We start from the raw sequence: 13,417 nt of genomic DNA, 5'->3' as shown, positions 1-13,417 counted from the left end.
TTTGTTTACGAATCCCACTCCGCGAGCCCGATGAACCGAACCGTCCTGCAGGCTTCGATCCTGGTGCTCGCCAGCGCCCTGGCTGGCCTGTGGACGATCCCGGCGGCGGCCCAGCACACGGTCATCCAGGCCGAAAACGTGCGATTCGACTACGCCCAGGTGCTGAAGGTGACGCCGGTCTACCAGACCCTGCGCGCCACCACGGTCGAGCAGCAGTGCGAGCCGGAGCCGCCCACCCCCGAGGATTCGCGCCTGTCGCGGGTAGTCGGCGCGGTCCGCGAAGCCCTCGGCCGCGAGCGCAATCCCAAGCCCAGCACCGGCGACAACTGCAAGCCGGTGCCGGTCGAGCGCGAGTTCCGCCGCCCGATCGCCTACGACGTCGACTACGTCTACAAGGGCAGCCGGTTCCGCTCGCGCCTGCCCGAAGACCCCGGCAACAAGCTGCGGATCCGGGTCGCGGTGACCCCGATCATCACCCCGATCAGCACCTCGCGCTGATCCCGACCGGCCTGGAGCGGGCCTGACCTGGCTTGGCCGGCTTGCGCCCCGGGCCTGCCCATGCGAGCATTCGCGGCCTCATGAACCCGAACTACGCCGACGCCGACATCCTGACCTCTGCCTACATGGCGGCGGGCATGACCTCGCGCGCGCGTCGACCGTTGCCCTGCCAATCAGCTGGGTGACGGCGCTCGCCGTCGTTCGTGTAACAAGCACCACACACGAAAAGCCCAGCCTTAGCGCTGGGCTTTTTTGTTTTTCGGGTCGGGAATCGGGAATGGGGAATCGGGAATGGCAGAGCAGTACGCCGTTATCCGTCTCCTCTCGCGACTGCCGGCCACAGCGCAACCGCTCTAACCGATTCCCCATTCCCGATTCCCCATTCTCGAGCTGACCAATGAAGCATTTCCTCAACACCCAGGACTGGTCGCGCGCCGACCTCGATGCGCTGCTGGCGCAGGCCGCCGCGTTCAAGCGCAGCAAGCTCGGCGACCACCTCAAGGGCAAGTCGATCGCGCTGGTGTTCTTCAATCCGTCGATGCGCACGCGCACCAGCTTCGAGCTCGGCGCGTTCCAGCTCGGAGGCCATGCCGTGGTCCTGCAGCCCGGCAAGGACGCTTGGCCGATCGAGTTCGAGCTGGGCACGGTGATGGACGGCGACACCGAGGAGCACATCGCCGAAGTGGCCAAGGTGCTCGGCCGCTACGTCGACCTGATCGGCGTGCGCGCGTTCCCGAAGTTCGTCGACTGGGCCAACGACCGCCAGGACAAGGTGTTGGCGAGCTTCGCCAAGTACTCGCCGGTGCCGGTCATCAACATGGAAACCATCACCCATCCCTGCCAGGAGCTCGCCCACGCGCTGGCCCTGCAGGAGCACTTCGGCACCAGCGACCTGCGCGGCAAGAAGTACGTGCTGACCTGGACCTATCACCCCAAGCCGCTCAACACCGCGGTCGCCAACTCCGCCCTGACCATCGCCACACGCATGGGCATGGACGTGACCCTGCTGTGCCCGACCCCGGAGTACGTGCTCGACGAGCGCTACATGGGTTGGGCCGAGCAGAACGTGGCCGAAAGCGGCGGTTCGCTGCAGGTCAGCCACGACATCGAAAGCGCCTACCGCGGCGCCGACGTGGTCTACGCCAAGAGCTGGGGCGCACTGCCGTACTTCGGCAACTGGGGCCCCGAAAAGCCCATCCGCGACCAGTACCAGCACTTCATCGTCGACGAAGCCAAGATGGCGCTGACCAACAACGGCGTCTTCAGCCACTGCCTGCCGCTGCGCCGCAACGTCAAGGCCACCGACGCGGTGATGGATTCGCCGCAGTGCATCGCCATCGACGAAGCCGAAAACCGCCTGCACGTGCAGAAGGCGATCATGGCCGCCCTGATCTAGGAGTGAGTGGAGAGGAGTGAGGAGTGAGCAGGGCTCCTGCTCGCTCGTCCTCCCTCCCGCGCTCCCGCCCTTGCTCACTCCTCACTCCTTTTCCTTTTCACTCACTTCTTTCCCCGGAAACCCCCATGACTGATCGCAATATCGTGCTGGCCTTCTCCGGCGGCCTCGACACCAGCTTCTGCGTGCCTTACCTGCAGGAGCGCGGCTGGGCCGTGCACACCGTGTTCGCCGACACCGGCGGCGTCGATGCCGAAGAGCGCGCTTTCATCGAGCAGCGCGCGGCCGAACTCGGCGTCGCCAGCCACGTCACCGTCGACGGCGGCCCGGCGATCTGGTCGGGCTTCGTCAAGCCCTTCGTCTGGGCCGGCGAGGGCTACCAGGGCCAGTACCCGCTGCTGGTGTCGGACCGTTACCTGATCGTCGAGGCCGCGCTCGCGCGCGCCGCCGAGCTGGGCTGCAAGGTCATCGCCCACGGTTGCACCGGCATGGGCAACGACCAGGTGCGTTTCGACCTGGCGGTGAAGGCGCTCGGCGATTACGAGATCGTCGCGCCGATCCGCGAAATCCAGAAAGAACACACCGAAGTGCGCGCCTACGAGCAGAAGTACCTGGAAGAGCGCGGCTTCGGCGTGCGCGCCAAGCAGAAGGCCTACACGATCAACGAGAACCTGCTCGGCCTGACCATGTCCGGCGGCGAGATCGACCGCTGGCAGGCGCCGGGCGAGGGCGCGGTGGGCTGGTGCAAGCCGCGTGCGGAATGGCCGGCGCAGTCGTTGAAGGTCACGCTGACGTTCGAGAACGGCGAAGCGGTGGCGCTGGATGGCGAGAAGATCGAAGGCCACAAGCTGCTGGCCAAGCTCAACGGTTTGTTCGCGCAGTACGGCGTGGGCCGCGGCCTGTATACCGGCGACACCACCATCGGCCTCAAGGGGCGGATCATTTTCGAAGCGCCGGGCCTGATCGCGCTGTTGACCGCGCATCGCGCGCTGGAAGAGGCGGTGCTGAGCAAGCAGCAGAACCGCTTCAAGCCGGACGTGGCGCGCAAGTGGGTCGAACTGGTCTATGAAGGCTTCTTCCACGACCCGCTGAAGACCGACCTCGAAGCCTTCCTGGCCAGCTCGCAGAGCACGGTCAACGGCGAAGTGGTGCTGGAAACCTCGGGCGGCGTGGTCAACGCGGTGGCGATCAACTCGACGCACATCCTCAACGCCAAGGGCGCGACTTACGCTCAGGCCGCCGACTGGGGCGTGGCCGAGGCCGAGGGCTTCATCAAGTTGTTCGGTATGAGCAGCACGCTGTGGGCGGAGATCAACCGCAAGGGCTGATGCTCTTGCCAGGAGTGAGTGGAGAGGAGTGAGGAGTGAGCGAAAGCGAACTTAACCTCTCCTCACTTCTCACTTCTCACTCCTCACTCCTCACTCCTCGTCCGCCACCCAAGCGAAAGACTCGAGCCCAACCATGCTCCCCGAAGTCCTGAAGCACCTGCATGCCCTGGTGTCCTTCGACACCCGCAATCCGCCGCGCGAGATCGGCACCGGCGGTATCTTCGATTACCTGCGCAGCCAGCTCGACGGCTTCCGCATCGAAGTCGTCGACCACGGCGCCGGGGCGGTGTCGATGCTGGCCGTGCGCGGGCAGCCGCGGCGGTTGTTCAACGTCCATCTCGACACGGTGCCGTCGTCGCAGGCCTGGAGCGCCGATCCGCATACCTTGCGCGTCACCGAGGACCGCGCGATCGGCCTGGGCGCCTGCGACATCAAGGGCGCGGCCGCCGGCCTGCTCGCCGCCGCCGCGACGACCAAGGGCGATGCCGCGTTCCTGTTCAGCACCGACGAAGAAGCCAACGACCCGCGCTGCATCGCCGGTTTCCTCGCCACCGATCACGGTTTCGACGAAGCCATCATCGCCGAGCCGACGATGTGCGAAGCCGTGCTCGCCCATCGCGGTATCAGCTCGGTACTGCTGAAGTTCCGCGGCGTCGCCGGCCACGCTTCCGGCGCGAACGCGATGCAGACCAGCGCCTTGCACCAGGCGATCCGCTGGGGCGGCAAGGCCCTGGACTTCGTCGAGTCGCAGTCGCACCAGCGCTTCGGCGGCCTGACCGGCCTGCGCTTCAACATCGGCCGGGTCGAAGGCGGCATCAAGGCCAATATGATCGCGCCGAGCGCCGAGCTGCGTTTCGGCTTCCGGCCGTTGCCTTCGCAATCGATCGACGGCCTGCACGAGGGCTTCCGCGGCATGGCCGACGCCAGCGCCATCGAGAGTTACGAAGAAACCTTCCGCGGCCCCTCGCTGCCGGCCGGCGACGTCGCCAGCGCCGAGCAACGGCGCCTGGAAGCGCGCGACCTTGCCGACGCGCTCGACCTGCCGATCGGCAACGCGGTGGATTTCTGGACCGAGGCCTCGCTGTTCTCGGCCGGCGGTCTGACCGCGATGGTGTACGGCCCCGGCGACATCGCCCAGGCCCACACCGCCGACGAGTGGGTCGCCCTGGAACAACTGCAGCGTTACGCCGACAGCGTCGCCCGCATCATGGACAACAACGCGCAATGAGCATTTCGATGGACGCCCACCTGCAAACGCGACAGACCATCGTGCGCCTGCTTTCGAGCATGGCCAGCGCGAAGGAGATCTCGCAGTACCTCAAACGTTTTTCCCAGCTCGACGCCAAGCGCTTCGCGGTGGTCAAGGTCGGCGGCGCGGTGTTGCGCGACGATCTCACCGCGCTGACCTCGTCGCTGGCCTTCCTGCAGGACGTCGGCCTGACCCCGATCGTGATCCACGGCGCCGGCCCGCAGCTCGACACCGAACTGGCCGCGGCCGGCATCGAGAAGCAGACCGTCAACGGCCTGCGCGTGACCTCGCCGGAAGCGCTGGCGATCGTGCGCCGCGTGTTCCAGGCGCAGAACCTCAAGCTGGTCGAAGCCTTGCAGACCGGCGATGCGCGCGCGACTTCGATCATCTCCGGCGTGTTCGAGGCGGACTACCTCGACCGCGACACCTATGGCCTGGTCGGCGAAGTGCGCGCGATCAACCTGGCGCCGATCGAGGCCAGCCTGCAGGCCGGCTCGATCCCGGTGATCGCCAGCCTCGGCGAAACCGCCGGCGGCCAGATCCTCAACGTCAACGCCGATTTCGCCGCCAACGAGCTGGTGCAGGTGCTGCAGCCGTACAAGATCGTGTTCCTGACCGGCACCGGCGGCCTGCTCGACGACAACGGCCGGGTCATCGACTCGATCAATCTGTCGACCGAGTACGAGCACCTGATCCAGCAGCCGTGGATCAACGGCGGCATGCGGGTCAAGATCGAGCAGATCAAGGATTTGCTGGACAAGTTGCCGCTGACTTCGTCGGTGTCGATCACCAAGCCGGCCGAACTGGCCAAGGAACTGTTCACCCACAAGGGCTCGGGCACCCTGGTGCGGCGCGGCGAACGCGTGCTGCAGGCCGAGCGTTGGGACCAGCTCGACCTGGGGCGGCTGCGCAGCCTGATCGAGTCCGCGTTCGGGCGCAAACTGGTCGGCGACTACTTCGACACCACCACGCTCAAGCGCGCCTACGTCAGCGAGAACTACCGCGCCGCGGTGATCCTGATCGATGGCGGTGGCCATACCTACCTGGACAAGTTCGCCGTGCTCGACGACGCCCAGGGCGAAGGCCTCGGCCGCGCTGTGTGGCAGGTCATGCGCGAGCAGAACCCGAGCCTGTTCTGGCGCTCGCGCCACGGCAACCCGGTCAATCCGTTCTATTACGCCGAGTCCGACGGCTGCTACAAGCAGGAGAAGTGGAAGGTGTTCTGGTACGGCATGAACGGTTTCGACGAGATCGCCGAATGCGTGGCGTTTTCTTCCCAGCGCGATCCGACCCTGCAGGACTGAACCGATGAGCGAGGACCACACCGCCGCCGCCTGGCATAGGCCGATCCGATTGAGCGGCGAGCACGTGACGCTCGAACCGCTGAGCTACGCGCATGCCGACGGCCTGCGCACGGCCCTGGCCGACGGCGAACTGGCGCGCGCCTGGTACACCAACGTGCCGGCGCCCGAAGCCGTCGAGGCCTATGTCGATGCGGCCCTGGCGATGCAGGGCAAGGGCACGGCCTGGGCCTATGCGGTGCTCGATGCGGCCGGCGAGGTGGTCGGCAGCACCCGTTACTACGACATGGACGCGAGCGTGCCGCGGGTGCAGATCGGCTACACCTTCTACGCGCCGCGCGTGCAGCGCACCGGCCTGAACACCGAAGCCAAGCTGTTATTGCTCGGGCATGCCTTCGAGTCGCTGGACTGTATCGCGGTCGGCTTCGAGACCAGTTGGTTCAACCTGGCCTCGCGCACCGCGATCGCCCGCCTCGGCGCCAAGCAGGACGGCGTGCTGCGCAATCACCGCCGCCATGCCGACGGCAGCCGCCGCGACACCGTCGCGTTCTCGATCATCGACAACGAGTGGCCGGCGGTGAAACGCAATCTGCGGTACAAGCTCGAACAGCATGCTTCCGGAGGCAAGACCCATGGCTAAGACCCTAGGCATCGTCGGCGCGCGCGGCCATGTCGGCGCCGACCTGATCCGGCTGATCGCCGCGCATCCGCAGTTCGAGCTGGCCTTCGTGTCCTCGCGCGAACTGGTCGGGCAGCCGGTCGCCGACCATATTCCCGAGTACGCCGCCAAAGGCGGCGACCTGCGCTACAGCTCGCCGAGCCATGAAGAGCTGCCGGGCCTGGGCGCCGACGCAATCGTGCTGGCCCTGCCGAACGGCAAGGCCGCGCAATGCGTCGCCGCCTTCGATGCGGTCGGCGCCGAGCCGGTGCTGATCGACCTGTCGGCGGACTACCGCTTCGACGACCACTGGTATTACGGCCTGCCGGAGCTGACCCGCGCCCAGTACCACGGCCAGCGCCGGATCAGCAATCCGGGCTGCTACGCCAGCGCGATGCAACTGGCGATCGCGCCGCTGCTCAACGTGCTCGAAGGCCCGGTGCAGTGCTTCGGCGTGTCGGGGTATTCCGGCGCCGGCACCTCGCCGTCGGACAAGAACGACCCCGACAAGCTGCGCGACAACCTGATGCCGTACGCGCTGACCGGGCATATGCACGAGCGCGAAGTCACCCGCCATCTGGGCCACCCGGTCGAGTTCATGCCGCACGTGGCCGCGCATTTCCGCGGCCTGACCATCACCTCGAACCTGCATCTGTCGCGCCGCTTCGAGCGCGAGGAACTGGTCGAGCACTATCACCGCCATTACGACGGCGAGCCGATGGTGCGGGTGCAGGAAGAGGCGCCGTGGGTCAGCGCGATCGCCGGCAAGCACCACGTCGACATCGGCGGCTTCAGCATGTCCGAGGACGGCCGCCGCGTGGTGGTGGTATCGACCCTGGACAACCTGCTCAAGGGCGCGGCGACGCAGGCTTTGCAGAACCTCAACCTGGCATTCGGTTTCGACGAGCTGGCCGGCATCGAAGTGGAGTCGCGACCGCAACCGTAACCCCAAGCCGTTCCCCCCTTTGGAAAAGGGGGGCAGGGGGGATTTGCTGTTGCCGTTGTTTTTGTCGTTGGTCGAGCAAGAGCAAGAGCAAATCCCCCCTAACCCCCCTTTTCCAAAGGGGGGGAGCGGGACGGTAAGTAGGTTGGTGGTCGGTGAGTCGTTCGAAACCCAGGAGTAGGTCGCCATGCGTCTGTCGCGTTACCTGTTGCCGACATTGAAGGAAAACCCCGCCGACGCGCAGATCGCTTCGCATCGCTTGATGCTGCGCGCAGGGCTGATCCGCCAGGAAGCCGCCGGCATCTATTCCTGGTTGCCGGCCGGTCTGCGGGTGTTGCGCAAGATCGAGGCCATCGTCCGCGACGAGATGAACCGCGCCGGTGCGCTCGAACTGCTGATGCCGACCCTGCAACTGGCCGACCTGTGGCGCGAGAGCGGCCGCTACGACGCCTACGGCCCGGAGATGCTGCGCATCAAGGACAGGCACGAGCGCGAGCTGCTGTACGGGCCGACCAACGAGGACATGATCACCGCGATCTTCCGCGCCAACGTGCGGTCCTACCGCGCGCTGCCGATGAACCTGTACCACGTGCAGTGGAAGTTCCGCGACGAGCAACGGCCGCGCTTCGGGGTCATGCGCGGGCGCGAGTTCCTGATGAAGGACGCCTATTCCTTCGACCTGGACGAAGCCGCGGCGCGCCGGTCGTACCGGCGCATGTTCGTCGCCTACCTGCGCATCTTCGCCCGCATGGGCATCCGCGCGATCCCGATGCGCGCCGAGACCGGCCCGATCGGCGGCGATCTCTCGCACGAGTTCCTGGTGCTGGCGCAGACCGGCGAGTCGGCGGTGTATTGCGATCGCGCCGTGCTCGATCTGCCGATTCCGGGCGACGACACCGACTACGAAGGCGACCTGGAACCGATCGTGCAGGCCTGGACCGCGCGTTACGCCGCCACCGAGGACGTCCACGACATCGACCGCTTCGAGCGCGAGGTGCCGGCCGAACAACGCGTGCAGACCCGCGGCATCGAAGTCGGGCAGGTGTTCTACTTCGGCACCAAATACTCGGCACCGATGAAGGCGCTGGTGACCACGCCCGAGGGCGACGAGCGGCCGATCCACGGCGGCTCCTACGGCATCGGCGTGTCGCGCCTACTCGGTGCGATCATCGAGGCCGGCCACGACGACAGCGGCATCGTCTGGCCCGATGCGGTCGCACCGTTCCGCGTCGGCCTGGTCAATCTCGACCCGGCCGATGCGCAAGTCGAGGCCGCCTGCGTCGAACTGCAAGCGCAGCTCGAAGCGCGCGGCATCGACGTATTGCACGACGACACCCCAGAACGCGCCGGGGTCAAGTTCGCGCGCATGGACCTGCTCGGCCTGCCTTGGCAGGTCGTGGTGGGCCGGCGCGGACTGGATCGCGGTATCGTCGAACTCAAGCGCCGCGCCAGCGGCGAACGCAGCGAACTGACGCCGGCCGACGTGCCGGCGCGGATCGAAGCGAGGAACGAGTGAAGAGGAGCGAGTAACGAGTAAAGCGTTGCTTGCAGTTCCCAGTTCCTGGTTCCTCGCTCCTCATTTCTCACTCCTCACTCCTCACCCCCACACCAACCTCCAGCCCCCCGCGAGCCGCCCCCATGTCCGATCTGCTTTGGCAAAAACCCGGCGTCAAGGTCGACGCGCGCATCCAGAACTTCCTCGCCGGCGCGGACGTGATCCTCGACCGCGAATTCTTCCTGTTCGACATCCAGGCCAGCGCCGCGCATGCGCAAGGCCTGCAGCAGATCGGCATCCTCAGCGCCGACGAGCTGGCCGGCCTGACTCGCGAGCTCGACGTGCTGGCCGAGGACTTCCGCGCCGGCCGCTTCGTCCTCGACGAACGTTTCGAGGACGGCCATTCGGCGATCGAAGGCCGTTTGATCGAACGCCTCGGCGATGCCGGCCGCAAGATCCACACCGGCCGCAGCCGCAACGACCAGATCCTGGTCGCGACCCGGCTCTGGCTCAAGGATCGCCTGTCGCATCTGTACGCGCTGTGCCGCGAGACCGCCGAGGTCGCCTTGGCCCGCGCCGAAGCCGAAGCGCAGTTGCCGTTGCCGGGCTATACCCATCTGCAGCGCGCGGTGGTGTCCTCGGCCGGTATGTGGTGGGGCGCCTGGGCCGAAGGCTTCATCGACAACGCCGTGCGCGCGCAGCAGACCCTCGATTGGGTCGACGCCAATCCGCTCGGCAGCGCCGCCGGTTACGGCGTCAACCTGCCGCTGGCGCGCGACCACACCACCACGGCGCTCGGTTTCGGCCGCCTGCAGGTGTCGGCGGCCTACGCCCAGCTGTCGCGCGGCAAGTTCGAGCTCGGCGCGATCGACGCCTTGTCGACCGCGGTGCTCGACCTGCGCCGCCTGGCCTGGGACCTGAGCCTGTTCACCACCGCCGAGTTCGCCTTCGTCGCGCTGCCGGCCGAGTACACCACCGGCAGCTCGATCATGCCGAACAAGCGCAACCCGGACGTGATCGAGTTGATGCGCGCGAGCTACGCGAGCGTCGCCGCCGCACGCTCGGAGATCGAGCATCTGCTGTCGTTGCCGTCCGGCTATCACCGCGACCTGCAGTTCTCCAAGGGCGCGATCTTCCACGCCTTCGGCCGCGGCCTGGCCGCGCTCGAACTGTTGCCGGACTTGCTGCGCAATCTGGAGTGGAAACCCGACAACCTGCGCGCCGCGCTCGACCCGTCGATGTACGCGACCGACCTCGCCGTGGACCTGGCTCGTCAAGGCGTGCCGTTCCGCGACGCCTACAAGCAGGCGGCCGATCCGGCGCGCTGGGCCGAAGGCGATCCCGAAGCCAGTCTGGCCGCGCGCGTTTCGCCCGGCGCATCCGCCGACCTGCGCCTCGACGTGCTGCGCAGACGCTTGCAGGCACTGACATGAGCGTCGCGGCAAAGGATTTCATCGCCCAGCCTTTGCCGAACTGGCGTCGCGCTGTGCTCAAGGTCGGCAGCAGTCTGCTGGCCGGTTTCGCCGATCAGGCCGGCGGCGGGCTCGACCCGCGCTATGCGGCCGGGCTGGCGCGCTTCATCGCCGAAGCGCGCGCGCAACAACGCGAAGTGGTGCTGGTGTCGTCCGGCGCGGTCGCCGCCGGGCGCAGCCGCATCGAGGCCGGCGGCAATGGCCTGGTGTTGCGGCAGGCCTTGGCCTCGCTGGGCCAGGCCTCGCTGATCGCGTTCTGGCAGGGCCTGTCGCCGGTGCCGGTGGCGCAGGTGTTGCTGACCCACGACGACCTGCGCAACCGCCGCCGCTATCTCAATGCGCGCGCTTCGTTGCGCGAGCTGCTGCGGCTCGGCGCCTTGCCGGTCATCAACGAGAACGACACCGTCGCCGTCGACGAATTGAAACTCGGCGACAACGACAACCTCGCTGCCGCCGTCGCCTCACTGGTCGACGCCGACCTGCTGCTGATCGCGACCGACATCGGCGGCCTCTACAGCGGCCATCCGCAGCGCGATCCGTCGGCGCGGCCGATTGCGCAGGTCGCCGTGGTCACGCCGGAACTGCTCGACGCCGCCAGCGGCGGTGCCGGCACGCTCGGCACCGGCGGCATGCGCACCAAGCTCGAAGCCGCGGCCAAGGCCGCCACCGCCGGCATCGCCACCGCCTTGTTCTGCGGCCGCGATGCCGAAGTGGTCGCCGCGCTCGGCGAAGGCCGCTTGCACGGCACCCTGGTGGCGGCGCGCAGCGACCGTTTGCGTGCGCGCAAGCAGTGGCTGCGGCATGCGCCGGCCAGCGGTTGCCTGCGCATCGACGCCGGCGCGGCGACGGCCCTGCACGATCGCGGCGCCTCGTTGTTGCCGGGCGGAGTGGTCGCGGCCGAAGGCGAGTTCCGCCGCGGCGACGTGGTCGAGCTGCGCAGCGTCGGCGATGCCGCCGCGGTGCTCGGGCGCGGCCTGGTCCAGTACAACGCCGGCGAGGTGCGCCGGATCGCCGGCCGCCACAGCCGCGATATCGAGGCGCTGATCGGTTTCCGCTACGGTGAATCGGTGGTGCATCGCGACGATCTGGTGCTGCTCGATCGCGCCAGCGCGCCGTCCCAGAGTTCCAATGGCGACGCCGGTCCCGGCGCCGTCACCGAGTTGCCCAAGGAAGTCTTGCCATGAGCGGTTATGTCCGGGCCCTGGCCCAACAGGCGCGCGACGCCTCCGTCGTCCTCGCCGCGCTCGACGGCGACGCGCGCCGCCGCCTGATCGAGGCGATGGCGGCGCAGCTGGATGCTTCCAGCGACAGCATTCTCAGCGCGAATGCCGAAGACCTCGGTCGCGGCGAAGCGGCCGGCCTGAGCGCAGCGATGCTCGACCGCCTGCGCCTCGACCCGTCGCGCCTGGCCGCGATCGCCGCGGCGCTGCGGGAAGTGGCGGCGCAGGCCGACCCGCTTGGCGAAGTCACTCGTCGCGAAACCCGGCCGAATGGCCTGGTGATCGAACGCCAGCGCGTGCCGCTGGGCTTGATCGCGATGATCTACGAGGCGCGCCCCAACGTCACCGCCGATGCCGCCGCGCTGTGCCTGAAAGCCGGCAACGCAGTGCTGCTGCGCGGCGGCTCGGAAGCGCGCGCCAGCAACGCCGCGATTGCCGCCTGCCTGCATGCGGCCTTGCGCGAGCAGGGCTTGCCTGCCGCGGCGGTGTCGCTGATCGAAGACCCGGCGCGCGAGCACGTGCTCGAACTGCTGCAACTGTCGGACCTGGTCGACCTGGCGATTCCGCGCGGCGGCGAGGGGCTGATCCGTTTCGTCGCCGAACACGCCCGGGTGCCGGTCATCAAGCACTACAAGGGCGTGTGCCATCTCTATGTCGACCGCGCCGCCGACCTCGACCTCGCGCTCGGCCTGCTGATCGACGGCAAGGCCTCGCGGCCGGGCGTGTGCAACGCGCTGGAAACCGTGCTGGTGCATCGCGACATCGCCGCCGATTTCGTCCCGCGCGCGCTCGTCGCGCTGGCCGGGCGCGGCGTGCAGGTGCGCGGCTGCGAGCGCACGCGCGCGCTCGCGGCGGACCTGCCGGCCGGCACGGTGCAGCCCGCCGATGAGGGCGACTACGCCGCCGAATACCTCGACCTGATCATCGCCGCGAAAGTGGTCGATGGGCTGGACGAAGCGCTCGCGCACATCGCCCGCTTCGGCTCCGACCACACCGAAGTCATCGCGACCGAAGACGCCGCCACCGCCGATGCGTTCGTCCGCGGCACCCGCAGTTCGGCGGTGATGGTCAACGCCTCCTCGCGCTTCAACGACGGCGGCCAGCTCGGCCTCGGCGCCGAGATCGGCATCTCGACCACGCGCCTGCACGCCTACGGCCCGATGGGCGTGGAGTCGCTGACCATCGAGCGTTTCGTCGTGCGCGGCGAAGGGCAGGTGCGGCACCCCGAGTCGCAGAACCGCTGACCCCGCGCGCGGCCGACTGGGCCCTGTAGGAGCGACGCAAGTCGCGACCGCAGGGGTTCCAGCTTGCGCCGCACGCCAGGATTCGCAGTCGCGGCTCGCGCCGCTCCTACAGGGAGCGATTCACCTGTATCCAAAAATACCGCAAAGCCGTCTGGGCCCCCTGTAGGAGCGACGCAAGTCGCGACCGCGGGGTTCCCAACTCGCGCCGCACGCCAAGATTCGCAGTCGCGGCTCGCGCCGCTCCTACAGGAAGCGATTCACCGGCAGTCCTATCTCCGCCGGCTTTGCATCCCAAAAAACCACGCAGCCGTCTGGGCCCCTTGTAGGAGCGACGCAAGTCGCGACCGCGGGGTTTCCAGTTCGCGCCGCACGCCTGGATTCGCGGTCGCGGCTCGCGCCGCTCCTACAGGAAGCGATTCACCGGCGGTCCTATCTCCGCCGGCTTTGCATCCGAAAAAAACCGCGCAGCCGTCTGGGCCCCCTGTAGGAGCGACGCAAGTCGCGACCGCGGGGTTTCAGCTTGCGCCGCACGCCGGGGTTCGCAGTCGCAGCTGACGCCGCTCCTACAGGAAGCGATTCGCCTACATCAGGCAGCGATCCACCGGCGTTCCTATCC

General features: G+C 67.8%; 11 protein-coding genes. All 11 read left to right on the top strand.

Annotation, left to right across the window (positions count from 1 at the left end; genetic code table 11):
- Positions 1 to 30: 30 nt before the first annotated feature.
- The 11 genes from EX88_RS0103045 (at position 31) to EX88_RS0102990 (ending at position 12,801) form a co-directional block, all read left to right on the top strand.
- Entirely contained in the window at positions 31 to 498 is a 468-nt protein-coding gene (locus EX88_RS0103045) for a hypothetical protein (protein ID WP_031370535.1), read from the top strand.
- Between the two features lie 397 nt (positions 499 to 895).
- Entirely contained in the window at positions 896 to 1,894 is a 999-nt protein-coding gene (locus EX88_RS0103040; RefSeq protein WP_031370534.1) for an N-acetylornithine carbamoyltransferase, read from the top strand.
- 125 nt (positions 1,895 to 2,019) lie between these two features.
- Positions 2,020 to 3,219: an argininosuccinate synthase gene (locus EX88_RS0103035; RefSeq protein ID WP_031370533.1), complete on the top strand. Its 1,200-nt coding sequence runs from the start codon at positions 2,020 to 2,022 to the stop codon at positions 3,217 to 3,219.
- 133 nt (positions 3,220 to 3,352) lie between these two features.
- A complete protein-coding gene (locus tag EX88_RS0103030; protein WP_031370532.1) occupies positions 3,353 to 4,447 on the top strand; it encodes an acetylornithine deacetylase in 1,095 nt (364 codons plus the stop codon).
- Positions 4,444 to 5,772, top strand: coding sequence for an acetylglutamate kinase (locus tag EX88_RS0103025; protein WP_031370531.1), 1,329 nt, complete (start codon positions 4,444 to 4,446; stop codon positions 5,770 to 5,772). Before EX88_RS0103030 ends, EX88_RS0103025 begins: the two co-directional genes overlap by 4 nt.
- A gap of 4 nt (positions 5,773 to 5,776) precedes the next feature.
- Positions 5,777 to 6,409: a GNAT family N-acetyltransferase gene (locus EX88_RS0103020; protein WP_031370530.1), complete on the top strand. Its 633-nt coding sequence runs from the start codon at positions 5,777 to 5,779 to the stop codon at positions 6,407 to 6,409.
- The gene (gene argC / locus EX88_RS0103015; protein WP_031370529.1) at positions 6,402 to 7,373 is read left to right on the top strand and encodes an N-acetyl-gamma-glutamyl-phosphate reductase; all 972 of its coding nucleotides are present in this window, start codon (positions 6,402 to 6,404) and stop codon (positions 7,371 to 7,373) included. The genes EX88_RS0103020 and argC overlap by 8 nt, the downstream gene beginning before the upstream one ends.
- Before the next feature lie 184 nt (positions 7,374 to 7,557).
- Positions 7,558 to 8,886, top strand: a complete 1,329-nt coding sequence (gene proS, locus EX88_RS0103005; protein ID WP_031370528.1) for a proline--tRNA ligase — start codon at positions 7,558 to 7,560, stop codon at positions 8,884 to 8,886.
- Between the two features lie 122 nt (positions 8,887 to 9,008).
- Positions 9,009 to 10,298, top strand: coding sequence for an argininosuccinate lyase (gene argH / locus EX88_RS0103000; RefSeq protein WP_031370527.1), 1,290 nt, complete (start codon positions 9,009 to 9,011; stop codon positions 10,296 to 10,298).
- A complete protein-coding gene (proB, locus tag EX88_RS0102995; protein WP_051884354.1) occupies positions 10,295 to 11,521 on the top strand; it encodes a glutamate 5-kinase in 1,227 nt (408 codons plus the stop codon). Before argH ends, proB begins: the two co-directional genes overlap by 4 nt.
- Entirely contained in the window at positions 11,518 to 12,801 is a 1,284-nt protein-coding gene (locus EX88_RS0102990; protein ID WP_031370525.1) for a glutamate-5-semialdehyde dehydrogenase, read from the top strand. The genes proB and EX88_RS0102990 overlap by 4 nt, the downstream gene beginning before the upstream one ends.
- The last annotated feature ends 616 nt before the right edge of the window (positions 12,802 to 13,417 follow it).

Origin of the sequence: Lysobacter antibioticus, from assembly GCF_000731095.1 — a bacterium.
Taxonomy (GTDB): Bacteria; Pseudomonadota; Gammaproteobacteria; order Xanthomonadales; family Xanthomonadaceae; genus Lysobacter; species Lysobacter antibioticus_B.
The sequence above is the reverse complement of the archived record's forward strand: the minus strand, read 5'-3'. Positions and strand labels throughout refer to the sequence as shown.